Source organism: Pseudomonas sp. CC120222-01a (genome assembly GCF_003097235.1).
Lineage (GTDB): Bacteria > Pseudomonadota > Gammaproteobacteria > Pseudomonadales > Pseudomonadaceae > Aquipseudomonas.
Window position 1 is genome coordinate 116,622 of sequence record NZ_QEQQ01000010.1, and the last position, 25,155, is coordinate 141,776.

The window sequence follows — 25,155 nt, forward strand, 5'->3', positions numbered from 1 at the left end:
GCTCCCACAGGAGGCCGCGCAGGCCATGAAACAGTGGTCTTACTGTGGCTTGCTGTCCGCCGTGAAGGGATACGGCTGCTTCCAGTGCTCGAAGATCGGCTTCAGTTCGCCGCTGTGCACCAGCTCGGCCATGCGTTTGTCGAACAGGTCGCACAGGGCTTTGGCATGATCGTTCTTGGAGAACGCCAGGTACAACGGCAGCTCGGCCACATGGGTGCTGCGAAAACGCTCAGGCTGCGAGGACTGCCCGAGCACGTAGTCGACTTCGGTCTGCGCATCGATGTAGAAATCCACCCGCTCATGTTCGAGCATCGGCAGGATGCCTTCACGGCGCTGGATTTCGCGGAAGTTGTGCGCGTTGGGCAGGTAACTGCTGTAGTCATAGCCGCGCACCCAGGCCAGGCGGTACTGGCCGACGGTGGCCAGGGTCGGCACCGGCTTGCTGGCCAGGCCCAGGGCATAGATGTGGTCCATATCGAAATGCCAGCGCGGATACAGGTTGTCGTCGTTCTCTTCCTTGTACGACCCGACCCAGGCATCCGACTCGCCACGCTTGACCAGGCCAACCGCACGGCTGTACGGCGCACTCTGGGTCACTACCTTGACCCCGGCAGGCTCGAACACCTTGCGCAGCACATCCCAGGCCACACCACTGCCATCGGCGTTGGTGTAGTCGATCCACTCTTCGCTGACCAGATGAATCTGCTTCGGTAGCGCATCGGCCGCCATCGCCCAAGGGGCAAGGCTCAGCATCATTGCCAGCAGCACAGTCCTTATGGCCATCGAAACGCTCCCCGCTTCAGCCTACCGCCCACACCAGAATCTGCATGCCCAGCCAGGCGAAAACACCGGCCAGGATATCGTCGAGCATGATCCCGACACCCCCGTGCACATGGCGGTCGATCCAGCGAATCGGCCATGGCTTGAGAATGTCGAAGAAGCGGAACATCAGGAACCCGGCGAGGATCCACTGCCACCCTTCCGGCACCAGCCAGAGGGTGATCCACATGCCGACCATCTCGTCCCAGACAATGCCTTCATGGTCGTGCACACGCAAGTCATTCGCAACTTTGCCGCACAGCCAGAAGCCGAACAGCATCATCACACCCAGCAGCAGCCAGTAGCCCCAGTCGGGCAGCATCTGCCACAGCGGGATGAACGGGATCGCTACCATCGACCCCCAGGTGCCGGGGGCCTTGGGCAGGGTGCCGGAGCCGAAGCCAAAGGCGATGAAGTGCCACGGGTTGCGCCAGACCGATGGCGGAACGAACTCCGCAGGCACCTGGTTGGGGTGGTCGGTCACGGTGTCTCCCTAAAGTGTTGATAGCCCCGTTGAACCGGGGTGATGTCCTGACCCTGCGAGTCGCGCAGGGCCACGCCCTGGCCTTCGAGCACGCGGCCTATCACGTGCACCTCGGCAAAACCGAGGTCGGTCAGCGGGGCGAGCGCCGCAGGCGGCAGGGTGAAGGCCAGTACGTAGTCGTCGCCACCGGTCAGCGCTGCCAGCCGTGCCGCATCGTGGCCAAGGAAGGCTTCCAAAGCAGGAGACACTGGCACCTGCGCCAGGTTCACCTCGAGTGCGACCCCGGACGCCTTGGCAATATGCCCGCAGTCGGCGAGCAGGCCATCGGAAATGTCCAACGCCGCCGTGGCCCGGCCGCGCAGCAGCTGGCCCAGGTTGAGCTGAGGCATCGGCGACCAGTAGTGATTGAGCAGCGGCTCGGCCAGTTCCGCTGGCGCCTCGCGCTCACCCAGTACCAGCGGCAACGCCCCTGCCGCCTTGCCCAGCGAACCACCGACACACAGCAGGTCGCCCGGACGCGCGCCGCTGCGGCGCAATGCCTGACCGGCCGGCACGCGGCCGAACACGGTGACGGTGATGCTCAGCGGACCACGGGTGGTATCCCCACCGATCAGGCTCATGCGGCAACGGTGGGCCATGCGGCTGAGCCCGTCGGCATAGGCCGCCAGCCAGTCGGGGCCGACATCAGGCAGGGTCAGGGCGAGGGTGAAGCCGATCGCCGTCGCGCCCATGGCCGCCAGGTCACTGGCCGCCACGGCCAACGAGCGCTGGCCAAGCAGCAGCGGGTCGCAGACAGCGGGGAAATGCACACCGGCGACCAGGGTGTCGGTCGACACCGCCAGTTGTTCACCGGGTGGAAGGTCCAGCAGGGCACAGTCGTCGCCGATACCCAGGGCCACGCCCTCGCCGCCCTGCGCACAAGGCGCGGCGGCGAAGTAATGGTTGATCAGCTCGAACTCACCCATGGGCAGGCAGCGCCAGGATCAGCGCTTGTTCGCCTTGACTTCTGCTTCACGCAGGGCCGGAGCGAGCTTGTCCAGCACACCGTTGACGAACTTGTGGCCGTCGGTGGCACCGAAGACCTTGGCCAGTTCCACGCCTTCGTTGATCACCACGCGGTACGGTACGTCGACGCGCTTGATCAGTTCCCAGGTGGACAGCCGCAGCACGGCCAGCTCGACCGGGTCGAGCTCTTCCAGGGCGATGGTCATGCAAGGCACCAGCGCCTTGTCGATTTCGCCCTTGATCGCCGGGACCCCGTGGAGGATCTCGCGGAAATAGGCACCGTCGACATCGGTGAAATCGTTATCGACCCGGAACTGCGCTTCGATCTCGTTCAGCGAATGCTGGGCCATGTGCCACTGGTACAGGGCCTGGGTCGCGAGCTTGCGGGCTTCGCGGCGCTTGGCGCTTTTCGATGGCTTGCCGGCATCCGCAGGTTTTGGATCGCGCGGGTTGAAACGATCGCTTTCGTCGCTAATCACTTGGCCTCCAACTGCGCCAGCAGGCTGACCATTTCCAGAGCGGACAGGGCAGCTTCACCGCCTTTGTTGCCAGCCTTGGTGCCGGAGCGCTCGATGGCTTGCTCGATGGAGTCGACGGTCAGAACGCCGAAGGCCACCGGTACGCCGAACTCCATGGACACCTGGGCCAGGCCCTTGGTGCATTCGCCCGCCACGTATTCGAAGTGCGGGGTACCGCCACGGATCACTGCGCCCAGGGCGATGATCGCGTCATATTCGCCTTGCTGGGCGACTTTCTGTGCCACCAGCGGGATTTCGAACGCGCCCGGGGCACGGATGATGGTGATGTCGCTTTCGCTGACACCGTGGCGTACCAGGGTATCAACGGCGCCGCTTACCAGGCTTTCGACGACGAAGCTGTTGAAGCGGCCAACCACCAAAGCATAGCGACCTTTGGGGGCGATGAAGGTACCTTCGATGGTCTTCAGGGTCATTCCGATATTCTCATCTTCAAGAGCGAGGCCGCATACAAGCGGCCTCGACAGGGGTCTGGACTCGAGCTCTGGGCGTCAATGCCGCCTCAAGTCACTCGGAGGGCACGTATTCTACAACTTCCAGATCGAATCCGGATATCGCATTGAACTTCATCGGCGAACTCATCAGGCGCATCTTGCGCACGCCGAGGTCACGCAGGATCTGCGAACCGGCACCGACGGTGCTGTAGGTGGTCGGCGCCTTGGTCGGTGCATCGCCCGCGCTTTCGCGGATGTGCGCCAGCAGCACGTCGCCGTCCAGCGGGTGGCCCAGCAGCAGTACCACGCCACTGCCCGCCTCGGCCACGGCGGCCATGGCCGCGCGCAGGCTCCAGCGGCCTGGCTGCTTGACCAGCAGCAGGTCGCGCAGCGGGTCCATGTTGTGCACGCGCACCAGGGTTGGCTCTTCGGCGCAGATGTTGCCCAGGGTCAGGGCCATGTGCACGTCGCCTTCCACCGCATCACGGTAGGTAACCAGGTTGAACTCGCCCAGCTCGCTCTCGATCGGCTGTTCGGAGACGCGCTGCACGGTGCGCTCGTGGATCATGCGGTAGTGGATCAGGTCGGCGATGGTGCCGATCTTCAGGCCGTGCTCGGCGGCGAACACTTCCAGCTCGGCGCGGCGCGACATGGTGCCGTCGTCGTTCATCACTTCGCAGATCACGCCGCTCGGCTCAAAGCCGGCCATGCGCGCCAGGTCGCAGGCCGCCTCGGTGTGGCCGGCGCGGGCCAGGGTGCCGCCCGGCTGGGCCATCAGCGGGAAGATGTGGCCTGGGCTGACGATGTCTTCGGCCTTGGCGTCCTTGGCGGCGGCAGCCTGCACGGTGCGCGCACGGTCAGCAGCGGAAATGCCGGTGGTGACGCCTTCGGCGGCTTCGATCGACACGGTGAACTTGGTGCCGAAGCCCGAACCGTTGCGCGGCGCCATCAGCGGCAGCTTCAGGGTTTCGCAGCGCTCGCGGGTCATCGGCATGCAGATCAGGCCGCGGGCGTGCTTGGCCATGAAGTTGATGTGCTCAGGCAGGCAGCATTCGGCCGCCATGATGATGTCGCCTTCGTTCTCGCGGTCTTCGTCATCCATGAGGATGACCATTTTGCCCTGGCGGATGTCTTCGACCAGTTCTTCGATGCTGTTGAGCGCCACTCGGCACCCCCTTCTCAATCAGGATTTCAAGAAGCCGTTGGCGGCCAGGAAGCTTTCGGTGATGCCACTGCCCTTGCTCGGTTCGGCAGCCTTGTCGCCCAGCAGCAGACGCTCCAGGTAACGGGCCAGCAAGTCGACCTCAAGGTTGACCCGACGCCCTGCGCGGTAGTCGGCCATGATGGTTTCGGACAGGGTGTGCGGGACAATGGTCAGCTCGAATTCGGCGCCATTGACCTCGTTGACCGTCAGGCTGGTGCCGTCGACGGTGATCGAACCCTTGTGGGCGATGTACTTGGCCAGCTCCTTGGGTGCACGCACGCGGAACTGGATGGCGCGGGCGTTATCGCTGCGCGAGATGATTTCGCCGACGCCGTCGACGTGGCCGCTGACCAGGTGGCCGCCCAGGCGGGTGGTCGGGGTCAGGGCTTTTTCCAGGTTGACCTTGCTGCCGCTCTTGAGGTCGATAAACGCGGTACGCTTGAGGGTCTCGACGCTGACGTCGGCCCAGAACCCGTTGCCCGGCAGTTCGACGGCGGTCAGGCACACGCCGTTGACGGCGATGCTGTCGCCGAGCTTGACGTCACCCAGGTCGAGCTTGCCGGTTTCGACGTAGACGCGCACGTCACCGCCCTTGGGGGTCAGGCTGCGGATGGTGCCGATGGATTCGATGATGCCGGTGAACATGGGGACTTCCTCAAAAACGGGTTGCGCGGGGCAAGCCCGGCATTATACGCCGGGCGCCGGCAGAGGGATGGCCGTGACCCGCCAGTCATCGCCCACTGCGCGCATTTCGGTGATTTTCAGCCGCGGTGCCTGGCTCATCTTGTCCAGCGGCCAGTCCAGCAACGGCCGGGCCTGGGAGCCGAGGAAGGTGCCAGCGACGAACAGCTGGTATTCGTCGATCAGGCCCCGTTGGGCAAAGGCGCCGACCAGGCCGGCACCGGCCTCCAGCAGGATTTCGTTGACGCCGCGCGCAGCCAGTGCCTGCAGCAGTGCCGGCAGGTCCACCTGGCCATTGTCGCCCGGCAGGCTCAGCAGCTCATGGCCGGCAGCGGCATATTGCGGGTCATCTGCGACGGCGGTGACCACCAGTGCCGGGCCGGCCTGGAAGAACGGCGCATCCAGCGGCAAACGCAGGCGGCCGTCGATCAGCACGCGCAACGGCGTGCGGCTCAGCGCCAGGGCGGTGGTCTCGGCATCCAGGCCCAGCTCGGCGCCACGCACGGTCATCCGCGCGTTGTCGGCCAGCACGCTGGCCGCGCTGGTCAGCACCACGCTGGAGCGGGCGCGCAGACGCTGCACCGCCGAACGGGCAGCGGGCCCGGTGATCCACTGGCTTTCGCCGCTGGCCATGGCGGTGCGACCGTCCAGGCTCATCGCCAGCTTGGCGCGGACGAACGGCAGGCCGTGTTCCATGCGCTTGAGAAAGCCAGGGTTGAGGGCGCGGGCTTCAGCTTCGAGCACGCCGCTGGCCACCATGATGCCTGCATCGGACAGGCGCCGCAGGCCTTGACCTGCGACTTGCGGATTGGGGTCCTGCATGGCGGCGACCACCCGGGCCACACCGGCCTTGACCAGCGCCTCGGCGCACGGCGGCGTGCGGCCATGGTGGCTGCACGGTTCCAGGGTCACGTAGGCACAGGCGCCGCGGGCCCGTTCGCCGGCCTGACGCAGGGCATGCACTTCGGCATGCGGTTCGCCAGCACGCACATGCCAGCCTTCACCGACCACCTCGCCATCGCGGACAATCACGCAACCCACACGCGGGTTGGGGTGGGTGGTGTACACACCCTGGCGCGCCAGCTCCAGCGCGCGGGCCATGTAATGGGCGTCGAGGATCGCGGTCTGGCTGGGCATGCTCACTCTTTAGCCGGCTCGCGGGCCAGGCGGTCGATTTCTTCGCGGAATTCGTCAAGGTCCTGGAAGCGCCGGTACACCGAGGCGAAGCGGATATAGGCCACCTCGTCGAGCTTGCGCAGCTCGGCCATGACCATTTCACCTACCACCAGTGACTTGACCTCACGCTCGCCAGTGGCGCGCAGGCGGCTCTTGATATGCGCCAGCGCCGCTTCCAGGCGTTCGACGCTGACCGGGCGCTTCTCCAGCGCACGCTGCATGCCGGCGCGCAGCTTCTCTTCATCGAAGGGCTGGCGCGTGCCGTCCTGCTTGATCAGCCGGGGCAGCACCAGCTCGGCGGTTTCGAAGGTGGTGAAGCGCTCGCCACAGGCGACGCATTCACGGCGGCGGCGCACCTGTTCGCCCTCGGCGACCAGACGCGAGTCGATGACCTTGGTGTCGTTGGCACCGCAAAAGGGACAGTGCATGGTGGCAGGCAACAAAAAAAGGGAGGGCCATGGTAGCGCATTGCACTGGCAAGACAAGCCAAAGGGGTTAACATCCATACAATTCTGCCCGTGAAGGACCCACCCATGCATCTTCGTGCGCTCGTCGTGCTGTGCTGCGCTTCCCTGCTCGCCGCCTGCGGCAGTGACCGCCCCAAGACCGAAGCAGCCCCCGCGCCAACAGCGGCCAAGGTGGCGAAAAACGCCGAGCCGCTTGGCCCGCTGCCGGCCTATCAGCGTGAATTGAGCGGCACCTTGCTGGAGATCCCCGCCGGCGCCGACGTGGAGCTGGCACTGCTGGTCATCGACGACCGCGACCGCCCGCAACAACTGCTGGCCAGCAGCAACCTGACCGGTACCGGCCAGGCCCTGCCCTATCACCTGCGTTTCAACCCCGAAGCCTTCCCTGCCGGGGCCCGCGTCGAGCTGCGCGGGCGTGCCAGCAGTTCCGGCCAGCTGATCATGCACCTGCCCCCCGTGCGCATCATCCAGGCCCAGACTCAGGCCACCGGCCCGCTGCGCTTCGAGAAGGCGCCGTAAGTGGCGCCGCTTGCCCTGCAACAGGCCCTCAGCGGCCTGATCGGCGAAGCGCGCCTGGTGGTCAGCGATTTGCCCGAGTGCGAGCTGAAGCTGTGGCTGATCGATGATCAGAACATGGACCGCGCCTTCAGCAGTGAGGAAACCCGGCGCATCCTCGAAGAACCGCCGTATTGGAGCTTCTGCTGGGCCAGCGGCCTGGCCATGGCCCGCTACCTGGCGGCGCACCCCGAGTGGGTCGCCGGCAAGCGCGTGCTGGACTTTGGCGCTGGCTCCGGTATCGCCGGGATCGCGGCGGCCCGTGCCGGGGCGCTGGAAGTGGTCGCCTGTGACCTTGACCCGCTGGCCCTGGACGCCTGCCGTGCCAACGCCCAGCTCAACGATGTCGAGCTGGGCTACAGCAGCGATTTCTTCGCCGAAGCCGACCGCTTCGACCTGATCCTGGTCGCCGACGTGCTCTATGACCGCGCCAACCTGCCGCTGCTCGATGCCTTCCTGGGCCGTGGCCGCCAGGCACTGGTAGCCGACTCGCGTGTCCGTGATTTCAGCCACCCGCTGTACCGCCAGCTAGGCGTGCTCGAAGCCCTGACCCTGCCGGACCTGGCCGAGCCGCACGAATTCCGCCGGGTCAGCCTGTACCACGCCAGCCGCGAGCCTTTATAGTGGTGCGAATCACAGATTTGCGAGAGTCGCGATGAGCCTTGCTCCTAGTAAAGATCTGCCCTACATCTTCGATGCCACCGATGCCACCTTCCAGCAACTGGTGATCGAGAATTCCTTCCACAAACCAGTACTGGTGGATTTCTGGGCCGAGTGGTGCGCGCCGTGCAAGGCGCTGATGCCGCTGCTGGCGAAGATCGCCGAGGGCTATCAGGGCGAGCTGCTGCTGGCCAAGATCAACTGCGACGTCGAGCAGCAGGTGGTGGCCCAGTTCGGCATCCGCAGCCTGCCGACCGTGGTGCTGTTCAAGGATGGCCAGCCGGTTGACGGCTTTGCCGGTGCTCAGCCGGAATCGGCGATCCGCGCCATGCTCGAGCCGCATGTGCAGATGCCGGCCGCGCCAGCCGCTTCGCCGCTGGAGCAGGCCAAGGCGCTGTTCGCCGAAAGCCGGTTCGCCGAGGCCGAAGCCCTGCTGCAGGCGCTGCTGGGTGAAGACAATAGCAATGCTGAAGCGCTGATCTACTATGCCCGTTGCCTGGCCGAGCGTGGCGAGCTGGGTGAAGCCCAGGTGGTGCTGGACGCGGTCAAGACCGACGAGCACAAGGCTGCACTGGCCGGTGCCAAGGCGCAGCTGACCTTCCTGCGCCAGGCCGCCAGCCTGCCGGAAGTGGCCGACTTGAAGAGCCGCCTGGCGCAGAACCCGCAGGATGATGAGGCTACCTACCAGCTGAGCATTCAGCAGTTGGCGCGTCAGCAGTATGAAGCGGCGCTGGATGGGTTGCTGAAGCTGTTCCAGCGTAATCGTGGGTATGAGAACGGCTTGCCGCAGAAGGCGATGCTGCAGGTGTTCGAGCTGCTGGGCAGTGATCACCCGCTGGTAGGTGTTTACCGCCGTCGCTTGTCTTCAGCCATGTTTTGAGTTTGTGATTGCCGGGGCCGCTTTGCGGCCCTTTCGCGACACAAGGCCGCTCCTACAAGGGAACGCGGTCTCCTGTAGGAGCGGCCTTGTGTCGCGAAAGGGCTGCAGAGCAGCCCCAGAATCCAGAGCCTCAACCCACCCAGTGGTACACCGGCGCATCCACGCCACTTTCCACCTTCACCTCACTGCTGTGCCGCAAGCGCACCAGCAGCCGCTTGCCCGCCGCCGTACTGCCTGCCAGCCCTTCCAGCCGGTCGAGCAACTCCGGCCCGCTCATCTGCCCTGCCAGGCGCAACACCTCACGCGCCGCATTCCACTGCCCATCATCCTGGCGCGGTGCCGCTGCCGTGGCTACCGGCTGAACCACCGGCACCTCGACATTCCGCCCCAACTGCGCCCACTCCTGCGGCTCCAGCTCGATGGTCAGGTCCACCGGCCAGTCACCAATCTGTCCACGAATTCTCACGATGCGTTCCTTGAGCTCAGGTCAATGCAACCATGCTACCGCAACATGAAACCTGCGCCACACAGGCTGGCGGCGCGAAGAAAAATTGTTATAACATAACCGAATCTTACAGCCCGCTCCCGGAGTCGTCCATGCGTCGTCTGCTGCTCGCCCTGCCCTTCGCCCTGCTGCCCCTGGCCGTGGCCCATGCCCACAACGAACATGACCATGATCACGCCCACGGCACTCTCGGCGCCCACGAGCATGGCGTGGCCAAGCTCAATGCCGTGCTCGATGGCAACACCCTGGAGCTGGAGCTGGACAGCCCGGCGATGAACCTGGTCGGCTTCGAGCACATGGCCAGCAGCGATGCCGACAAGGCCAAGGTCGCCGCCGTACGCCAGCAGCTCGAACAGCCGCTCAAGCTGTTCGCCCTGGCCTCGGCCGCCGGCTGCAAGGAAGACCAGCAAGAGCTGGAAAGCCCGCTGTTCGGCGATGCAGCCAAGGCTGACGACGACGGTGACGAGCACGAGAAAGGCCACGTGCACAGCGACATCAATGCCCACTACCAGCTGACCTGCGCCACCCCGGAAAAACTCGCCCAGATCGACCTTTCCCCGCTGTACAAGGCCTTCCCGGCCACCCAGAAGATCAACGTGCAACTGATCGGCCCGAACGGCCAGAAAGGCGTCGAGAGCTCGCCTGCCAAGGCCGTGGTCGCGTTCTGAAATGAGCCAGGCGTTGATTGAACTGCAGGACCTGGTGTTCGCCTGGCCCGGCCAGGCGCCGCTGCTGGATATCCCGGCGTTCTGCCTGGAAGCCGGCGAAGCACTGTTCCTCAAGGGCCCCAGCGGCAGTGGCAAGACCACCCTGCTGGGCCTGCTCGGCGGGGTCAACCGGCCGGGCCAGGGGCGTATCCAGTTGCTCGGGCAGGACCTCGCCCTGCTCGGCCAGGGTGCGCGTGACCGCTTCCGGGTCGACCATACCGGCTACATCTTCCAGCAGTTCAACCTGCTGCCGTTTCTCTCGATGCGCGAGAACGTCGAGCTGCCCTGCCGCTTCTCGCGCAGCCGCGCCGAACGGGCCATACAGCGCCACGGCAGCGTCGACCAGGCCGCCAGCGAACTGCTGGCGCACCTGGGTCTGGGCGATCCGGCGCTGCTTGCGCGGCGCGCCGACAGCCTGTCGATCGGTCAGCAGCAACGCGTCGCCGCTGCACGTGCACTGATCGGCCAGCCCGAACTGGTGATTGCCGACGAGCCAACCTCGGCGCTGGATGCCGACACCCGCGAAGCGTTCATCCGCTTGCTGTTCGACGAGTGCCGCGCGGCAGGCTCCAGCCTGTTGTTCGTCAGCCATGACCAGAGCCTGGCACCGCTGTTCGACCGTCACCTGTCCCTGGCCGAACTCAACCGCGCCGCCAAGCCCCGGGAGGCCTGATGTACCTGCTCCGCCTTGCCTTGGCCAGCCTGGCCAACCGCCGTTTCACCGCATTCCTCACCGCCTTCGCCATCGCCCTGTCGGTGTGCCTGCTGCTGGCCGTAGAACGCGTGCGCACCGAAGCGCGCGCCAGCTTCGCCAGCACCATCAGCGGCACCGACCTGATCGTCGGCGCCCGTTCGGGCTCGGTGAACCTGCTGCTGTACTCGGTGTTCCGCATCGGCAACGCCACCAACAACATCCGCTGGGACAGCTTCCAGCACTATGCCCAGGACCCGCGGGTGAAGTGGGCGATCCCGATCTCGCTGGGTGACTCGCACCGTGGCTACCGGGTGATGGGGACCACCACCGATTACTTCAGCCATTACCAGTACGGCCGCAAGCAGCATCTGGAGCTGAGCCAGGGCCGTGAATTCGCCAGCGACCCGTTCGAAGTGGTGCTCGGCGCCGAAGTGGCCGACGCGCTGCACTACAAGCTGGGCGACAAGCTGGTACTGGCGCACGGTGTCGCCGCGATCAGCCTCGTCAAGCACGACGACAAGCCGTTCACCGTGGTCGGCGTGCTCAAGCGCACCGGCACGCCGGTCGACCGCACCCTGCACATCAGCCTCGGCGGCATGGAGGCGATTCACATCGACTGGCACAACGGCGTGCCGGCCCGTGGTGCCGGGCGCATCAGCGCCGAACAGGCGCGGACCATGGACCTGCAGCCAGCCGCCATCACCGCGTTCATGCTCGGCCTGAACAACAAGCTTGCCACCTTCAGCCTGCAGCGCGAGATCAACGAGTACCGCAACGAACCGTTGCTGGCGATCCTGCCTGGGGTTGCCTTGCAGGAACTGTGGAGCCTGATGGGCACTGCCGAACAGGCGTTGTTCGTAGTGTCGCTGTTCGTAGTACTGACCGGCTTGATCGGCATGCTCACGGCAATCCTCACCAGCCTCAACGAACGCCGCCGGGAAATGGCGATCCTGCGCTCGGTGGGCGCACGGCCGTGGCATATCGCCGGGCTGCTGGTGCTCGAAGCGCTGGCGCTGGCGGTGACGGGCATCGTGGCGGGGCTTGGCTTGCTGTATGCGGGCATTGCCGTGGCCCAGGGCTACGTTCAGGCCAATTACGGTCTGTACCTACCCGTGGCCCTGCCCAGCGCACATGAATGGACGCTGCTGGCTATCATCCTGGGCGCAGCGCTGCTGATGGGCAGCGTGCCGGCCTGGCGTGCCTATCGGCAGTCGCTGGCCGATGGCCTGTCCATTCACCTCTGAGAGGCACCATGCTCCGCGTATTACTGCTATCGATCCTGTTCCTCGCCGCCCCTGTGTGGGCGGACGAGGTGCGCGAACTGGACTGGCCCGCATTGATCCCTGAAGGCGCGCCGGTCATCCCGCCACAACTGACGCCGCTGCACGACATGTCGCAGCTGAGCAATGCACTGTCAGCCGAGTCGGCCCCGCCGGCACGCCAGCAGGCGCCCGACGCCCCGGTGGTGAAAAGCCTCGACGGCCAACAGGTCAAGATCCCGGGCTACATCGTGCCGCTGGAGGTGAGTGAAGAAGGCCGCACCACGGAATTCTTGCTGGTGCCTTACTACGGCGCCTGCATCCATGTGCCGCCCCCACCGTCGAACCAGATCGTGCACATTTTCAGCGAAATGGGTGTGCGTGTGGAGGACCTCTACCAGCCCTACTGGATCGAGGGAAAGATGCAAGTTAGAGCCTCCAGCAGCGAATTGGCCGACGCCGGCTACCAGATGGAAGCCGAGAAAATATACGCTTATGTTCTCAAGTGAGAACTGTTTCGAATTCGTGACGACGCTTCTTTGAGCTGGGTCAAACTTTCGGTTCAGACGCATCCGTACCATTGGACTACTCGATTACTCACGTCCTTTGGGAGCTTCCATGAACAAGTCCTTGCTCGGCGCCTCGCTTGTGGCCCTTGCGCTCGCCGCCCCTGTTGCCCACGCCCACAAGGCGGGCGATGTCATCGTCCGCGCCGGTGCCATCACCACTGCACCGAACGAAAACAGCGGCGACCTGAAATTCGACGGCAACAAGGTATCGGGCACCAAGGCGACCCTGGACAGCGACACCCAGCTGGGCCTGACCTTCGCCTACATGCTCACCGACCACATCGGCCTGGAGCTGCTGGCCGCAACCCCGTTCAAGCACAGCGTAGGCGTCAAAGGCCTGGGCGGCGGGCTGGACGGAAAACTGGCCGACATCAAACAGCTGCCACCGACCCTGTCCGTGCAGTACTACCCGATGGAGCCTAACTCCAAGTTCCAGCCCTATGCCGGCGTGGGCATCAACTACACCCTGTTCTTCGACGAAGACCTGACCAGCGAGCGCAAGCAGCAGGGCTTCAGCAACCTCAAGCTGCAGGATTCGGTCGGTATCGCCGGCCAGTTGGGCATGGACTACATGATCACCGACAACCTGCTGGTCAACGCCTCGGTCTGGTACGTCGACATCGACACCAAGGCCAGCGTCAACGGCCCAACCGCCCTGGGCTACAGCAAGACCAAGGTCGACGTCGATGTCGACCCTTGGGTGTACATGGTCGGCCTTGGCTACAAGTTCTGACCTGAACACGGCAGGGCGGCTTCGGCCGCCCTCTCTCGTTGCCCCCAAGACCAGTACCCCAGCGCCAGCGCACTGATCACCATCCCCAGCCCGCATACCGCAGTCCAGCCCCAGCGCGCATACACCCAGCTCGCCAGCACCGCCCCCAAACCGCTGCCGATCGAGTAGCAACACATGTAGGCGCCGATCAAGCGGCTAGCCATCGCACCACGCCCCGCCAGCAGCAGGCTCTGGTTGGTGACATGCACCGCCTGCACGGCGAAATCCAGCATCAGCACACCCAGCACGAACAACGCCAACGATTGACCAACGAAGGCTGTCGCCAGCCATGACAGCGTCAACAAGGCCAGCGCCAGGACGGTGGTGCGCTCGCCCAGCCCTCGATCAGCCAGACGCCCGGCTCGCGACGCCGCCAAGGTGCCGGCGATCCCCGCCAGGCCGAACAGGCCGATCTCGGTATGGCTGAGCGCAAGCGCAGGTGCGCTCAGGGGCAGCACCATGGCACTCCACAGCACGCTGAATGCAGCGAAGATCAGCAGGCCGAGCAACCCACGCCGGCGCAGCAGGCTGTCGTGGCGATACAAAGCGTACAAAGAGCCAATCAATTGCAGGTAGCCAGGTCGTTGCGCGGGTAACCGACTCACTGGCAGCCAGCGCCAGAGCACCACGGCCATCAGCATGAGCAGTGCCGCCGCCACGAAGTACACACTGCGCCATCCAGCCAGGTCGGCGAGCGCTCCCGAGACCAGACGCGCCAGCAAGATGCCCAGCACGACCCCGCTGGTGACCGTACCCACCGCCTGGCCCTGGCTGGCTGGGGTGGCGAGGGTCGCGGCGTGGGCGACCATCACCTGCACCATGACCGCCATCAGCCCGACCAGGGCCAAGGCTGCCAGCAGAACCAGCCAGTCCTGTGCCAGGCCGACACCGACCAGGGCCAGAGCGGCAACGAGCAACTGCACCAGCAGCAGGCGCTTGCGCTCGATCAGGTCGCCCAGCGGTACGATCAGGATCAACCCAAGGGCATAACCCGCCTGGGTCGCACCGACCACCCAACCGATCTGCTGCTGCGCCACCCCCAGGTCACTGGCCATCGACTCGAGCAAAGGCTGGGCGAAATACACCGTGGCCACGGCCATGGCGCAGGTGGCGGCAAGCAACAGGGTTATCCAGCGATTCATCAGGCTGACTCCTTCGCATCTGGTTTCAAATTGAAACCATATGATGGATATTTAGCAAGAGTGGTTTTAATCTGCAACCAGATGAACCAAGCAGGTGCTGCCAATGCTCGATGAAGTGAACGCTCAATGCCCTGTGGCCCGGGCGCTGGAAGTGCTGGGTGACCGTTGGGCGCTGATGATCCTGCGTGATGCCTTCGATGGCCTGCGCCGTTTCAGCGAGTTCCAGAAGAACCTGGGGCTGGCGAAGAACATCCTGGCGTCGCGGCTGAAGCTGCTGGTGGAGAGTGGGTTGCTGGCGTTGCAGCCGGCGTCGGATGGCAGCGCCTACAAGGAATATGTGCTGACCGAGAAAGGGCGCTCGGTGTTTCCGATCGTGGTGGGGTTGCGCCAGTGGGGGGAACGGTTTTTGTTCGACGCGGGGGAAGCGCGGTCGGAGCTGGTGGACAGTGCCAAGGGGCGGCCGGTCGGGATTCTGCAGGTGCGGGCCGAAGATGGCAGACTGCTCGCGGCGGAGGATTGCCTACGCAAGGTTGTGCGGCATTCATGAACCTGGGGCCGCTTTGCGGCCCTTTCGCGACGCAAGGCCGCTCCCACAGGGTTTGCGCAAGTTTTGATATTTGCGCAGATCAATGTGGGAGCGGCCTTGCGTCGCGAAAGGGCTGCGAAGCAGCCCCGGCTATCTCAAGCCTTGCCGAGCAGCTTGGCCAATGCCTCGACCATCGGGGTCGGCTGCGGGAATGCAAAGCGCGCCAGCAAGCGTTGGTTGTCTGCCCGCGAATGGCGAATATCACCCGAGCGCGCCTGGCCATAGCTGATCGCCGGCAGGCTGCCTACCACCTGCTCCAGTGCCTTGAGCATCTGATTCAGCGAAGTTGCCTGGTTCAGGCCGACGTTCACCGCGCCCTCTTCCACCTGCGGCTGCTCCAGGGCCTGCACCATCACCTGCACCAAGTCGCCGACGTAGAGGAAGTCACGGGTCTGCTCGCCATCACCGAACACGGTGATCGGCAAGCCTTGAACCGCCCGCTCACTGAAGATGCTGATCACCCCGGAGTACGGCGAGGAAGGGTCCTGGCGCGGGCCGAAGATGTTGAAGAAGCGGAACACCACCGGCTCCAGGCCATGCTGGCGGCGGTAGAAGTCCAGGTACTGCTCGCTGGCCAGCTTGTCCACCGCATAGGGCGTCAGCGGCGCCTTCGGCGTGTCCTCGGCAATCGACTCGCCTTCACCATTGTTGCCGTACACCGCCGCGCTCGATGCAAACAGCACGCGACGCACGCCATGCACACGCATGGCCTCGGCCACGTTGAGGGTGCCGATGAAGTTGCTCTGGTGAGTCTTCACCGGGTCTTCGACCGACGCCTGCACCGACGCCACAGCAGCCAGATGGACCACAGCAGCGCAACCGGCGGCGGCACGCTGAACCAGCTCGGCGTCGGCCACATCGCCTTCGATCAGTTCGAGGTGCGGGTTATCCAGTTGCAGGTTATCGCGCTTGCCGGTGGAAAGGTCGTCGAGAATACGTACGGCATAGCCCTTGGCCAGCAACGCATCGCACAGGTGGGAGCCAATGAAGCCGGCGCCGCCGGTGATCAGGATGGGGGCATCAGCCATGGCGGTAGAATCGATCCAGTAGTGGCGGCAAGCCCGCGCGCCAGGCACGCGGCTTGATGCCGAAGGTGTGAAGAATTTTCTTGCAGGCCAGCACCGCGTGCTGCGGCTCCTCGCTGGCATCCGGCCGTGCGGCATGGGCCTGCGCGGTCGGCGCCTGTACGGCCAGCTGACGGTACTGCCCGGCCTCGCTGAGAATTGCCTGGCCCAGCGCCAGTGGCGTGGTCGCCTCGTTACCGGCGTAATGGTAGGTGCCCCACAGCGGCGCACTGCAATCGAGCTGCTTGAGCACCGAGAGGATCACCCGGGCAGCGTCGTCGACCGGCGTCGGATTGCCGCGGCGGTCATCGGCCAGCAGCAGCTCCTGCGGCTGCTCGGCACGGGTCAGGAAGCGGCCCAGGGCACCGTCGATGCTTTCATCCAGCAACCAGCCGAAGCGCAGCAGCACATGCTGCGGGCACGCCGCGCGCACGCTCTGCTCGATACGCCAAAGGGCCTGGCCACGCTGGCCCAGCGGTACTGGCTCATCCTTCTCGCTGTAGGCCGTGGCCCGCGAACCGTCGAACACGCGGTAGCTGGAAGGCTGCACCAGGGTGATCTGGTGGTGCTGGCACAACTCCGCCAGCCGCTCCACTGCCCGCTCCTGCAGGGCCAGGCGCTGGTCGCTGACCGACTCGGCCTGGAACCAGTCGAAGTAGTAGGCCAGGTTGACCACGGCATCGGGGCGATGATCGTCAAGCAGCTGAGTGAGGCTGGCCGGGGCCCAGCCGTTCTCCGGCGGGCGCGGTGCCAGGAATGCGATGTCCTCCTCGGCCCCGAGACGAATCAGCGCTTGCCCGAGGGCATTGCCACCACCCAACAGCATCAGGCGCATACGCATAGAGTCAGCAGATCCGAACAGGTTGATAGAAGGAAAGGAGCCATTTTGCGGTTTCCGGGCGGGGAAGTCCAACCTTGGGGCTTATCAACAAATACTGCTTGGCGTCACCAGTAACTCGGAATTGCCCTACGCCGCGCATCGCCCTTATCCGACTTCTTGGTCCAGAAAAACTCGATTCAATAGTCCGGCCACTGCAACAAGCCTCAGTAGATTCCTACAGACAGTCAAATCCGCGGCATAACTTCATCTGTCGCCCTCGACCAATACCGGACGAAAACGCATGGAAATCGAAATTTCAACTTTGTTGATCCTTGCCGCCACTGCATTGCTGGCAGGCTTCTTCGACGCCATCGCAGGCGGCGGTGGTTTACTCACGCTTCCGGCGCTATTCATTGCCGGAGTCGATCCGCTGGCGGCAATGGCTACCAACAAGCTCCAGGCCTCCTCGGCCAGTTCTTCAGCAGTCTGGGCGTTCGCCCGCAAGCGGATGATCCAATGGCGAACAGACTGGCCAATGGCTTTGCTGTCATTCGCAGGTGGTTTTGCAGGGGCCTTGTCTATCAGCTTGCTCGACAGAGCGGTGCTTGAAGCAACTGTGCCGTTCTTGCTGATAGCGGTCGCTACCTACTTTGCACTCTGCCCCAAGCTTGAGGACCAGGACCGCAAGCGGCGGCTCTCGTATTTCTGCTTTGCGCTCGTGGTTGCTCCAGGCATTGGCTTCTATGACGGCATTTTTGGCCCGGGTACCGGTTCATTCTTCATGGTCGCCTTCACTCTGCTGCTGGGACAGCATCTCATGCAGGCAATCTGTAGCAGCAAACTGCTCAACGCATCCTGCAACCTTGGAGCATTGTCGGTATTTGCCTACAGTGGAGCCATCATATGGCCTTTGGCGCTGGCCATGGCGGCCTGCGCCATCACCGGCGCTCAACTCGGCGCTCGTTGCGCCCTCTACTTCGGACCGCAACTGGTCAAACCACTGTTGATCACGGTGTGTTGTCTGATGGCGGCGAAGTTGTTGCTTGGTGATGCTCATCCGGCAGGTGAATGGCTGCGCACTTACACGGCGCTGCGCTAAATATTTCACTCAATCTCGAACAAGCTGTTACGCAACGGCCCCACACTCAACCGCTCACGCACATCGTCATCGATCCGTGGGTCGTCCGGGCGGTACAGCTTGACCTGCCGATAGGCATTGATGCGGTTGATCTCCTCCCCCAGGTACTCCCACACCACCCGGGTACAGGCCGGGTTGCGCCGATCGCCGCTGGACACCCCGGACTTCAGGCCGTTGAGGCGGGTGATGCGGCTCTTGAAGCTGGGGATGAGGATGGTCTGGCTCATCTCGTTGAAGGTCAGCGACTCGTAGTCGATGAGGAACACCCGGTCCTGCAACTGGAACGCCGCGCCCAAGTAGCGGCAGCGCACCTCGGCATGCTGGTCGGTGGCGCTGGAGCGCTCCTGGCGTTCCTGGCGCTCGAACAGGAAGCGGCCGCGTTCTTCCCACAGGTGCACCAGCGACACCAGGATGGTGCCGGGCACCGACATGCAGTTGGAATACTCGAAGTAATAGCCGCAATAGCGTGACAGGTTGCCGGCGTGCTCATGCAGCGGACGGAACAGTTCGCTGATCGGGTCGTCGGGTTGGTCGGAGACTGCCGATACGCGTGCGCCGATCAGGCGGGCGAACTGTTCGGCCGGCAAATTCAGCTCGTAATCCTCGACACCGAAGAAATCACCGATGCGCTTGAGGTTGAACGGCGTCGGGCGGCTCTGCCCGCTCAGGTACTTGTTGAACTGCGCACGGTTGATCGAAAGCTGGCGGCAAACTTCCGAGATAGAGCGGTAGTGGCTGCAGGCCAGTTTGAGGTTGGTAGCGAAGTGATCGCTCATGACAGGGGACTCAGGTGACGCGATTGACGCCATTCTAGCATCAAGTTGCACCAATTCAGAGCAAGCCGCGAAATTGTAACCACTCTTGTCATGGCCAACCATGCGCCCTAACGAATAGCGGTTCGCCTGCCGTCCGCTGTCTTTCCACGCGAACAATAAGAATCGAGGTCATTTTCCAATGCTCGAAGTAATCAACGATTTCCTCTCGGGGAAACTCCTCATCGTGCTGATCGTGGGGCTGGGTAGCTACTTCACCATCCGTTCCCGGTTCGTCCAGTTCCGCCACTTCGGCCACATGTTCGCTGTATTCAAGGAATCGCTGCGTGGCCAGGCAGGCCAACTAAGCTCCTTCCAGGCCCTGATGCTGAGCCTTGCAGGCCGCGTGGGCGCTGGTAACATCGCCGGTGTCGGCATTGCCGTGACCCTGGGTGGCCCAGGCGCGGTGTTCTGGATGTGGGTCACCGCATTGGTGGGCATGTCCAGCAGCTTCTTCGAATGTACTTTGGCCCAGGTGTACAAGCGCGCCGACGGCGACGGCCTGTACCGCGGCGGCCCGGCCTACTACATCCAGCACGGCCTGAAGCTCAAGAGCATGGCCATCGTGTTCTCGATCCTGCTGCTGGTCACCTATGGCTTCGCTTTCATCGGCCTGCAGTCGTATACCGTGACCCACTCGCTGCAAAATGCCTTCGCCTTCGACCCTAAGCACACCGGCATCGTCCTTGCCGTGCTGCTGGCCATCACCTTCATCGGTGGCATCAAGCGCATTGCCGCAGTCTCCGACCTGCTGGTACCGGTCAAGACCCTGGCCTACATCGGCGTGACCCTGTACGTGATCGGCACCCAGATCGAGCACGTGCCGGCCATGCTGGAAACCATCTTCAAGAGCGCCTTCGGCCTCGACCCGGCATTCGGTGGCCTGCTCGGCAGCGCCATCGTCATGGGCGTGAAGCGTGGCGTGTTCGCCAACGAAGCGGGCCTGGGCAGTGCGCCAAACGTGGCTGCCGTAGCTGCCGTGAAGCACCCTGGCGCCCAGGGCGTGGTCCAGGCGTTCAGCGTGTTCCTCGACACCTTCGTGATCTGCACCTGCACCGCGCTGCTGATCCTGCTGTCGGGCTTCTACACCCCGGGCTTCGAAGGTGACGGCATCGTCCTGACCCAGAACTCGCTGGCCGCCGTGGTCGGTGACTGGGGTCGCCTGTTCGTCAGCGTGGCACTGTCGCTGTTCGTGTTCACCTGCATCCTCTACAACTACTACCTGGGCGAGAACAGCCTGCAGTTCCTCAGCCGCAACCGCGTGGTCCTGCTGGCGTTCCGCGCCCTGGTACTGGCGCTGGTGGTGTGGGGTTCGATGCAGGACCTGTCGACCGTGTTCGCCTTCGCCGACATCACCATGACCTGCCTGGCCTTCGTCAACCTGGTGGCCCTGGCCCTGCTGTTCAAGGTCGGCCTGCGGGTGATGCGCGACTACGATGACCAGCGCAAGGCCGGCATCAAGCAGCCAGTGTTCGACTCGTCGAAGTTCGCCGACCTGGACCTGGACCGCAACGCCTGGCCTGCCAATCCGCAGGCGGAAACAGCCACTGACAAAGCAGTCGGCCAAGCTCAGCCGCAGCGCTGATATCCTGCCCTGCCCAGCCGCCCCGTCCGTGGGCGGCTGCTCTACCTCCGCTCACCGCTACGGATGCTTTCCATGCGTGCAGTCAAGAATCTCCTCGTCCTCTACACCGGGGGCACCATCGGCATGCTCGAAACCGCCGAAGGCCTGGCGCCGGCCGGTGGTTTCGACGCGCGGATGCGCGAACACCTCGCCCAGCTGACCGATGCGCCCCAGGTGCAATGGACGCTGCAGGAAATGAACCCGCTGCTCGATAGCGCCAACATGCAGCAGCACAACTGGCTGGCGATGCGCGATGCCATCGTCGCGGCGGTGGACGCCGGCCATGACGGCGTGCTGGTGCTGCATGGCACCGACAGCCTGGCCTACAGCGCCGCGGCGCTGTCGTTCCTGCTACTGGGCCTGCCAGTGCCGGTGCTGCTGACCGGCTCGATGTTGCCGGCCGGCGCGCCGGGCAGCGATGCCTGGGACAACCTGTGCGGGGCCTTGCGCCAGGTCGAACAGGGCCTGGAAGATGGCGTGCAGCTGTACTTCCACGGCCAGCTCCTGCATGGCTGCCGGACGTCGAAACTGCGCAGCGAGGCGTTCGACGCCTTTGCCGCACTGCCGCGCCATCGTGAAGGCGAGCGCGCCGCCGAACTGCCAGCTGCCCTGAGCTATCGCCAACAGCGCCAGCCGGTCAACCTGGCGGTGATGCCAGTGTTCCCGGGCCTGCAAGCCGGGCATCTGAAGGGCCTGCTCGACAGCGGCGTGCAAGGGTTGCTGCTGGAGTGCTATGGCAGCGGTACCGGGCCATCGGATGACCAGGCGCTGCTGGAGGTGCTGCGTGCAGCGCGCCAGCGTGGCGTGCTGCTGACCGCCATCAGCCAGTGCCCGGAAGGGTCGGTGGTGTTCGATACCTATGCGGCGGGCAATCGCCTGCGCGCGGCCGGGCTGGTCAGTGCTGGCGGCATGACCCGCGAGGCGGCCTTGGGCAAGATGTTTGCGCTGCTGGGTGCAGGGCTGGATGTGGATACGGCGGAGCAATGGTTCGCGCTGGATCTTTGCGGGGAGCGGGCTTAAACCCGGGAAAATGGCGGAAGGCAGCGGGAGTCGAACCTGCCCGGGAACGGCTGCCGTCCCCAACCGGGTTTGAAGCCCGGCCGCGCCACCGGGCGCGATTGCCTTCCTTGAACTCAGTGCCTGGCCTGCTGCTGGGCCAGGGCGCTGTCGGCGCGGATGTAGCGTTGGTCGGCCACCCGCCGGGTCAGGCCGATGCGGTCGAAGTATTCGAGAATCTGCACACTGCGCTTGCGACCGATGCCCAACATATCGCGAAACGCAGCAACCTGCACTATCGGCGTCTCGCTGGCCTGCCCCAGCAGCAGCTCTGCCATGCGCCCTAGCGTCACCTCAGGGTAGAACAGGTCGCGCACCACCTGATGCACCAGGCCCAGCCGGGCCAGCTTGCGCAGCAGCAGGCGCACATCCGCCTCCGCGCAATTTTCTTCAGTGGCCAACGTCCGCACCCAGGGTGGGTCATATTGCCCTGCCAGCAGCTTCGGCAGCAGTCGCTCCCACAGCGCACTGTCCGCGGCGCTCAACTGCACCTTGTGATCAGGCAGATGCAGCCATGGCCCGCTGCTGGCTATCACCTGCTCATTAAGCAGCTCATCGACCAGGCTGACAAATGCCGGGCGCTCCAGCGGCAAGGCGGCGAAGCGGCGCAGGCGGTCGCGGTCCGGGCCAAGCTGGTCGGGTTCCTGTTCGTGGAAGCGCGCCAACTGCTCCAGCACCTGCTGCCTCAGTGCATGCCATTGGCTTTTGGCAAACAGCAGCGGGCCTTGGCGCGTAGCCACCACCAGCACGTCATTGGGCAACAGCCAGGTTTCGCGTTGGCGATTGAACTGGCGCTCCAGGCGCTGCGGGTCGAGGCCACCCAGCGCACTGGCGAGCAAGGCTGGCAGTGCCTCCTCCAGGCCATCGGCATCGCGCAGCACCTGCAGCTGACGCAGGCGTTGTTCACTGCGGCGCTGCCGACTCGGTGCGAACGGGTCTAGCACCTTGCCACCGCCAAGGGTGCGCTGGGCACGCTGGTCCCGAAGCACCAGACGGTCACCGTGTACCGCCTGCAACGGTGCGTTGAGCAGCAGCTGGGCAAACATGCGCTGGCCGGCGGCCAAGGTTTCACCTTCGAGCAAGGCCACCCGGGCCGTCACATCCTGGGTACCGAGGTGTACGTGAACGGCACTGAAGTGCTCGAAAATGCGAGGCTCACCGGGTAGCAGGCACAGTTCGATATCCACCCGCACGCTGGGCGCATGCAGCCATTCGGGCACCAGCCAGTCGCCTCGGTGCACCTGCTCAACCGCCAGGCGCTCGGCAGTGATGTTCAACGCCACCCGCTGGCCGGCCTCGGCCACCAAGGCCACCTGGTTCTGCGCGTGCAGCCCACGCACCCGCACCGGCTTGCCGGCTTTACCCAGCAGCAATGTGTCGCCGGCACTGACGCGCCCGGCCAGCGCCGTACCGGTCACGACCACCCCGGCGCCGGTCACGGCGAAGGCCCGATCGACCGCCAGGCGAAAACCGCCGCGCACGCTGCGCTGACGCACCCGCACTTCGGCCTCCAGCAAGGCCCGGCGCAGAACATCGATACCCTCCCCGGTGATGCTCGACACGGGGAATTGCCGGGCCTTGGCATAAGGCCCCTCTGCCAGCAACTCCCTGACCTGCGTCTGCACCTCTGCCACACGTGCAGGCTCGACCCGGTCGCATTTGCTGATCACCACCAACGCCTGGGGAATACCCAGCAGCTCGATGATCGCCAGGTGCTCGCGGGTCTGCGGCATCACCCCGTCGTCGGCGGCCACCACCAGCAGCACCAGGTCGATGCCATGGGCGCCGGCCAGCATGTTGTGGATAAACCGCTCATGGCCCGGCACATCGATGAAACCGGTCAACGCCGCGCCTTCGGCCAGCGCCGCGTAGCGGTAGCCGAGGTCGATGGTCATGCCACGGGCGCGTTCTTCCTGGCGCTGGTCACCGGCCTGGCCGGTGAGGGCCTGAAGCAGCGCGGTCTTGCCGTGGTCGATGTGGCCGGCAGTGCCGACGATCATTGCACTGGCCCCAGCTGCAAGGCCGGTAGCTGCGCCAACCACTGGGCCTCATCGTCGAGCTGGCGCAGATCGAGCCACAGGGCGTCCTCAGCGATGCGCCCGAGCACCGGCACCGGCAGGTCGCGCAGGGCCCGCTCCAGCACATGCAGGCTGCGCCCGCGCAGCTTCTTCGATACTTGCGGGCGCAGGCACAGCGCCGCACTGGGCAAGCGCGCCACCGGCTGGCTACCACTGCCGATCATGCCTAGCGCGGGCTCGACGCTGACCTGCCATTGTTCACCCAGGTGTGCCTTGAGCTCGGGGGCCAGGCGTTCGGCCTGGGCCTGGATCTCGGCCTGGCTGCGGGTCAACAGGCGCAGGCTCGGCAGGCGTTCGGCCAGGCGGTCGGGGTTGCGGTACAGCGCCAGCACCGCCTCGAGAGCAGCGAGGGTGATCTTGTCGACACGCAGTGCGCGCTTGAGTGGGTTTTTCTTGATTCTGGCAATCAACTCCCTGCGACCGACGATGATCCCGGCCTGGGGGCCGCCCAATAACTTGTCGCCGCTGAAGGTGACAATATCGGCGCCATCGGCCAACGCCTGACGCACCGTCGGTTCGGCGGGCAGGCCCCAGCGGGTGAGGTCGAGCAGGCTGCCGCTGCCGAGGTCTTCGAGCAGTGGCAACTCATGCTGGTGGGCGATACGCGCCAGCTCGGCAGTCGGTACCTGATGGGTGAAGCCCTGAATGCTGTAGTTGCTGCAGTGCACGCGCATCAGCAGGCCGGTGCGCGGGCCGATGGCGGCCTCATAGTCACGGGCGTGGGTGCGGTTGGTGGTGCCGACCTCGTGCAGCTTCACCCCGGCCCTGGCCATGATGTCGGGGATGCGGAAAGCGCCGCCGATCTCGATCAGTTCGCCACGGCTGATTATGCCCTCCTTGCGCGCGCCCAGGCTGTTGAGCGCCAGCAGCACGGCGGCTGCGTTGTTGTTGACCACGGTGACGGCTTCGGCACCGGTCAGCTCGCGGATCAGGCCTTCGATCAGGTCGTCACGGTCGCCGCGCTTGCCGGTGGCCAGGTCGAACTCCAGGTTGAGCGGGTAGCGGGCGGCAGTCTGCATCGCCTCGACCGCTTCCTCGGGCAGCAGCGCGCGGCCGAGGTTGGTGTGCAGCACGGTGCCGGTGAGGTTGAACACGCGGCGTACCTGGCTGCGCTGCTGGATCGACAGGCGTTCGCCGGTGCGGCCAAGAAGGATTTCAGGGGCCAGTTCGGCACTGCTGAGCTCACCGTTGCGGGTGGGGTCGCGCAAGTCGTCGAGCAACTGGCGCAGGGTGGCCAGGACGGCGTCGCGACCGTGGCGGTCGATCAGCGGAAGGCAGGCCGGGTGGCGCAGGAGGGTGTCGATGGAGGGCAGGCGTGGGGTGTCGCTGGCTAGGCTGGAGGACATGCGGTACTACCTTGGACTGATCCGTTGTCTGTACTGGCCCTTTCGCGGGCTCGCCCGCTCCCACAAGGTCCGCGCAGCTTTT

General features: G+C 64.8%; 28 protein-coding genes and 1 tRNA gene. 12 read left to right on the top strand and 17 right to left on the bottom strand.

Features of this window, described 5'->3' with window-relative positions:
• Window positions 1-39: 39 nt before the first annotated feature.
• The 9 genes from N430_RS14895 to nrdR form a co-directional block, all read right to left on the bottom strand.
• Complete coding sequence (locus N430_RS14895; protein WP_110637785.1) at window positions 40-783, bottom strand: ABC transporter substrate-binding protein; 744 nt, start codon at window positions 781-783, stop codon at window positions 40-42.
• A gap of 16 nt (window positions 784-799) precedes the next feature.
• On the bottom strand, window positions 800-1,303 hold the full coding sequence (locus N430_RS14900; protein ID WP_027917812.1) for a phosphatidylglycerophosphatase A: 504 nt from the start codon (window positions 1,301-1,303) through the stop codon (window positions 800-802).
• Window positions 1,300-2,268 (bottom strand): thiamine-phosphate kinase, encoded by a 969-nt coding sequence (gene thiL, locus N430_RS14905; RefSeq protein ID WP_110637786.1) that lies wholly within the window; start codon window positions 2,266-2,268, stop codon window positions 1,300-1,302. The genes N430_RS14900 and thiL overlap by 4 nt, the downstream gene beginning before the upstream one ends.
• Window positions 2,269-2,286: 18 nt before the next feature.
• Window positions 2,287-2,787 carry a transcription antitermination factor NusB gene (nusB, locus tag N430_RS14910; RefSeq protein ID WP_003255393.1) on the bottom strand — a complete coding sequence of 167 codons (501 nt, stop codon included), beginning with the start codon at window positions 2,785-2,787 and terminating at the stop codon, window positions 2,287-2,289.
• Window positions 2,784-3,260 carry a 6,7-dimethyl-8-ribityllumazine synthase gene (gene ribE, locus N430_RS14915; RefSeq protein WP_027917814.1) on the bottom strand — a complete coding sequence of 159 codons (477 nt, stop codon included), beginning with the start codon at window positions 3,258-3,260 and terminating at the stop codon, window positions 2,784-2,786. Before ribE ends, nusB begins: the two co-directional genes overlap by 4 nt.
• Before the next feature lie 91 nt (window positions 3,261-3,351).
• Window positions 3,352-4,443 carry a bifunctional 3,4-dihydroxy-2-butanone-4-phosphate synthase/GTP cyclohydrolase II gene (gene ribBA, locus N430_RS14920; RefSeq protein WP_027917815.1) on the bottom strand — a complete coding sequence of 364 codons (1,092 nt, stop codon included), beginning with the start codon at window positions 4,441-4,443 and terminating at the stop codon, window positions 3,352-3,354.
• Window positions 4,444-4,461: 18 nt separating this feature from the next.
• Window positions 4,462-5,127, bottom strand: coding sequence for a riboflavin synthase (locus N430_RS14925; RefSeq protein WP_016497780.1), 666 nt, complete (start codon window positions 5,125-5,127; stop codon window positions 4,462-4,464).
• A gap of 42 nt (window positions 5,128-5,169) precedes the next feature.
• Complete coding sequence (gene ribD / locus N430_RS14930; RefSeq protein ID WP_110637787.1) at window positions 5,170-6,300, bottom strand: bifunctional diaminohydroxyphosphoribosylaminopyrimidine deaminase/5-amino-6-(5-phosphoribosylamino)uracil reductase RibD; 1,131 nt, start codon at window positions 6,298-6,300, stop codon at window positions 5,170-5,172.
• Window positions 6,301-6,302: 2 nt separating this feature from the next.
• Window positions 6,303-6,767 (bottom strand): transcriptional regulator NrdR, encoded by a 465-nt coding sequence (gene nrdR / locus N430_RS14935; RefSeq protein WP_003255402.1) that lies wholly within the window; start codon window positions 6,765-6,767, stop codon window positions 6,303-6,305.
• A 105-nt stretch (window positions 6,768-6,872) separates the two neighbouring features.
• Between nrdR and N430_RS14940 the strand changes: the two genes are divergently transcribed.
• From N430_RS14940 to trxA, 3 genes are read left to right on the top strand one after another with little or no spacing between them, the layout of a single operon-like run.
• Window positions 6,873-7,325, top strand: a complete 453-nt coding sequence (locus N430_RS14940; protein ID WP_110637788.1) for a YbaY family lipoprotein — start codon at window positions 6,873-6,875, stop codon at window positions 7,323-7,325.
• Entirely contained in the window at window positions 7,326-7,985 is a 660-nt protein-coding gene (locus N430_RS14945; RefSeq protein ID WP_110637789.1) for a methyltransferase, read from the top strand.
• Between the two features lie 31 nt (window positions 7,986-8,016).
• Window positions 8,017-8,901 (top strand): thioredoxin, encoded by an 885-nt coding sequence (trxA, locus tag N430_RS14950; RefSeq protein ID WP_110637790.1) that lies wholly within the window; start codon window positions 8,017-8,019, stop codon window positions 8,899-8,901.
• A 130-nt stretch (window positions 8,902-9,031) separates the two neighbouring features.
• On the opposite strand, the gene N430_RS14955 is transcribed toward trxA, so the two are convergent.
• On the bottom strand, window positions 9,032-9,367 hold the full coding sequence (locus tag N430_RS14955; protein ID WP_110637791.1) for a hypothetical protein: 336 nt from the start codon (window positions 9,365-9,367) through the stop codon (window positions 9,032-9,034).
• Between the two features lie 131 nt (window positions 9,368-9,498).
• Here N430_RS14955 and N430_RS14960 point away from each other — a divergent pair, with 131 nt between their 5' ends.
• From N430_RS14960 to N430_RS14980, 5 genes are all read left to right on the top strand, one after another.
• On the top strand, window positions 9,499-10,074 hold the full coding sequence (locus N430_RS14960) for a DUF2796 domain-containing protein (RefSeq protein ID WP_110637792.1): 576 nt from the start codon (window positions 9,499-9,501) through the stop codon (window positions 10,072-10,074).
• A gap of 1 nt (window position 10,075) precedes the next feature.
• A complete protein-coding gene (locus N430_RS14965; RefSeq protein WP_110637793.1) occupies window positions 10,076-10,786 on the top strand; it encodes an ABC transporter ATP-binding protein in 711 nt (236 codons plus the stop codon).
• Complete coding sequence (locus tag N430_RS14970) at window positions 10,786-12,051, top strand: ABC transporter permease (RefSeq protein WP_110637794.1); 1,266 nt, start codon at window positions 10,786-10,788, stop codon at window positions 12,049-12,051. The genes N430_RS14965 and N430_RS14970 overlap by 1 nt, the downstream gene beginning before the upstream one ends.
• Window positions 12,052-12,059: 8 nt before the next feature.
• Entirely contained in the window at window positions 12,060-12,575 is a 516-nt protein-coding gene (locus N430_RS14975; RefSeq protein WP_110637795.1) for a DUF3299 domain-containing protein, read from the top strand.
• A 109-nt stretch (window positions 12,576-12,684) separates the two neighbouring features.
• A complete protein-coding gene (locus N430_RS14980) occupies window positions 12,685-13,368 on the top strand; it encodes an OmpW family protein (RefSeq protein WP_110637796.1) in 684 nt (227 codons plus the stop codon).
• Here the strand turns inward: N430_RS14980 and N430_RS14985 are convergent.
• On the bottom strand, window positions 13,356-14,549 hold the full coding sequence (locus N430_RS14985) for an MFS transporter (RefSeq protein WP_110637797.1): 1,194 nt from the start codon (window positions 14,547-14,549) through the stop codon (window positions 13,356-13,358). The two genes, N430_RS14980 and N430_RS14985, sit on opposite strands and share 13 nt — an antisense overlap.
• A 103-nt stretch (window positions 14,550-14,652) precedes the next feature.
• Here N430_RS14985 and N430_RS14990 point away from each other — a divergent pair, with 103 nt between their 5' ends.
• Window positions 14,653-15,096: a helix-turn-helix domain-containing protein gene (locus tag N430_RS14990; RefSeq protein WP_110637798.1), complete on the top strand. Its 444-nt coding sequence runs from the start codon at window positions 14,653-14,655 to the stop codon at window positions 15,094-15,096.
• 134 nt (window positions 15,097-15,230) lie between these two features.
• On the opposite strand, the gene N430_RS14995 is transcribed toward N430_RS14990, so the two are convergent.
• Both N430_RS14995 and N430_RS15000 read right to left on the bottom strand, forming a co-directional pair.
• A complete protein-coding gene (locus N430_RS14995) occupies window positions 15,231-16,163 on the bottom strand; it encodes an NAD-dependent epimerase/dehydratase family protein (protein ID WP_110637799.1) in 933 nt (310 codons plus the stop codon).
• Window positions 16,156-17,040, bottom strand: coding sequence for a sugar nucleotide-binding protein (locus N430_RS15000; RefSeq protein ID WP_103448783.1), 885 nt, complete (start codon window positions 17,038-17,040; stop codon window positions 16,156-16,158). Before N430_RS15000 ends, N430_RS14995 begins: the two co-directional genes overlap by 8 nt.
• Window positions 17,041-17,320: 280 nt before the next feature.
• Between N430_RS15000 and N430_RS15005 the strand changes: the two genes are divergently transcribed.
• Window positions 17,321-18,118: a TSUP family transporter gene (locus N430_RS15005; RefSeq protein ID WP_110637800.1), complete on the top strand. Its 798-nt coding sequence runs from the start codon at window positions 17,321-17,323 to the stop codon at window positions 18,116-18,118.
• Between the two features lie 5 nt (window positions 18,119-18,123).
• Here N430_RS15005 and N430_RS15010 read toward each other — a convergent pair whose 3' ends face one another.
• Complete coding sequence (locus tag N430_RS15010; RefSeq protein ID WP_110637801.1) at window positions 18,124-18,933, bottom strand: helix-turn-helix transcriptional regulator; 810 nt, start codon at window positions 18,931-18,933, stop codon at window positions 18,124-18,126.
• 178 nt (window positions 18,934-19,111) lie between these two features.
• On the opposite strand from N430_RS15010, the gene N430_RS15015 reads away from it, so the two are divergent.
• Together N430_RS15015 and N430_RS15020 are read left to right on the top strand one after the other, a co-directional pair.
• Window positions 19,112-20,554 (top strand): sodium:alanine symporter family protein, encoded by a 1,443-nt coding sequence (locus N430_RS15015; protein ID WP_110637802.1) that lies wholly within the window; start codon window positions 19,112-19,114, stop codon window positions 20,552-20,554.
• Between the two features lie 72 nt (window positions 20,555-20,626).
• Window positions 20,627-21,613, top strand: coding sequence for an asparaginase (locus N430_RS15020; RefSeq protein ID WP_110637803.1), 987 nt, complete (start codon window positions 20,627-20,629; stop codon window positions 21,611-21,613).
• 11 nt (window positions 21,614-21,624) lie between these two features.
• Here N430_RS15020 and N430_RS15025 read toward each other — a convergent pair.
• The 3 genes from N430_RS15025 to selA all read right to left on the bottom strand — a co-directional run bounded on the left by N430_RS15025 (window position 21,625) and on the right by selA (window position 25,073).
• A tRNA-Sec gene (locus N430_RS15025) sits at window positions 21,625-21,720 on the bottom strand.
• A 6-nt stretch (window positions 21,721-21,726) separates the two neighbouring features.
• Complete coding sequence (gene selB / locus N430_RS15030) at window positions 21,727-23,649, bottom strand: selenocysteine-specific translation elongation factor (protein ID WP_110637804.1); 1,923 nt, start codon at window positions 23,647-23,649, stop codon at window positions 21,727-21,729.
• Window positions 23,646-25,073, bottom strand: a complete 1,428-nt coding sequence (gene selA, locus N430_RS15035; protein WP_110637805.1) for an L-seryl-tRNA(Sec) selenium transferase — start codon at window positions 25,071-25,073, stop codon at window positions 23,646-23,648. Before selA ends, selB begins: the two co-directional genes overlap by 4 nt.
• Between the last annotated feature and the right edge of the window lie 82 nt (window positions 25,074-25,155).

Excerpts from the sequence above, each read along its gene's own strand:
- N430_RS14895 (WP_110637785.1), bottom strand. The coding sequence starts at position 783 with ATGGCCATAAGGACTGTGCTGCTGGCAATGATGCTGAGCCTTGCCCCT.
- thiL (WP_110637786.1), bottom strand. The coding sequence starts at position 2,268 with ATGGGTGAGTTCGAGCTGATCAACCATTACTTCGCCGCCGCGCCTTGT.
- ribE (WP_027917814.1), bottom strand. The coding sequence starts at position 3,260 with ATGACCCTGAAGACCATCGAAGGTACCTTCATCGCCCCCAAAGGTCGC.
- N430_RS14925 (WP_016497780.1), bottom strand. The coding sequence starts at position 5,127 with ATGTTCACCGGCATCATCGAATCCATCGGCACCATCCGCAGCCTGACC.
- ribD (WP_110637787.1), bottom strand. The coding sequence starts at position 6,300 with ATGCCCAGCCAGACCGCGATCCTCGACGCCCATTACATGGCCCGCGCG.
- nrdR (WP_003255402.1), bottom strand. The coding sequence starts at position 6,767 with ATGCACTGTCCCTTTTGCGGTGCCAACGACACCAAGGTCATCGACTCG.
- N430_RS14940 (WP_110637788.1), top strand. The coding sequence starts at position 6,873 with ATGCATCTTCGTGCGCTCGTCGTGCTGTGCTGCGCTTCCCTGCTCGCC.
- trxA (WP_110637790.1), top strand. The coding sequence starts at position 8,017 with ATGAGCCTTGCTCCTAGTAAAGATCTGCCCTACATCTTCGATGCCACC.
- N430_RS14960 (WP_110637792.1), top strand. The coding sequence starts at position 9,499 with ATGCGTCGTCTGCTGCTCGCCCTGCCCTTCGCCCTGCTGCCCCTGGCC.
- N430_RS14965 (WP_110637793.1), top strand. The coding sequence starts at position 10,076 with ATGAGCCAGGCGTTGATTGAACTGCAGGACCTGGTGTTCGCCTGGCCC.
- N430_RS14970 (WP_110637794.1), top strand. The coding sequence starts at position 10,786 with ATGTACCTGCTCCGCCTTGCCTTGGCCAGCCTGGCCAACCGCCGTTTC.
- N430_RS14975 (WP_110637795.1), top strand. The coding sequence starts at position 12,060 with ATGCTCCGCGTATTACTGCTATCGATCCTGTTCCTCGCCGCCCCTGTG.
- N430_RS14980 (WP_110637796.1), top strand. The coding sequence starts at position 12,685 with ATGAACAAGTCCTTGCTCGGCGCCTCGCTTGTGGCCCTTGCGCTCGCC.
- N430_RS14985 (WP_110637797.1), bottom strand. The coding sequence starts at position 14,549 with ATGAATCGCTGGATAACCCTGTTGCTTGCCGCCACCTGCGCCATGGCC.
- N430_RS14990 (WP_110637798.1), top strand. The coding sequence starts at position 14,653 with ATGCTCGATGAAGTGAACGCTCAATGCCCTGTGGCCCGGGCGCTGGAA.
- N430_RS14995 (WP_110637799.1), bottom strand. The coding sequence starts at position 16,163 with ATGGCTGATGCCCCCATCCTGATCACCGGCGGCGCCGGCTTCATTGGC.
- N430_RS15000 (WP_103448783.1), bottom strand. The coding sequence starts at position 17,040 with ATGCGTATGCGCCTGATGCTGTTGGGTGGTGGCAATGCCCTCGGGCAA.
- N430_RS15005 (WP_110637800.1), top strand. The coding sequence starts at position 17,321 with ATGGAAATCGAAATTTCAACTTTGTTGATCCTTGCCGCCACTGCATTG.
- N430_RS15010 (WP_110637801.1), bottom strand. The coding sequence starts at position 18,933 with ATGAGCGATCACTTCGCTACCAACCTCAAACTGGCCTGCAGCCACTAC.
- N430_RS15015 (WP_110637802.1), top strand. The coding sequence starts at position 19,112 with ATGCTCGAAGTAATCAACGATTTCCTCTCGGGGAAACTCCTCATCGTG.
- N430_RS15020 (WP_110637803.1), top strand. The coding sequence starts at position 20,627 with ATGCGTGCAGTCAAGAATCTCCTCGTCCTCTACACCGGGGGCACCATC.
- selB (WP_110637804.1), bottom strand. The coding sequence starts at position 23,649 with ATGATCGTCGGCACTGCCGGCCACATCGACCACGGCAAGACCGCGCTG.
- selA (WP_110637805.1), bottom strand. The coding sequence starts at position 25,073 with ATGTCCTCCAGCCTAGCCAGCGACACCCCACGCCTGCCCTCCATCGAC.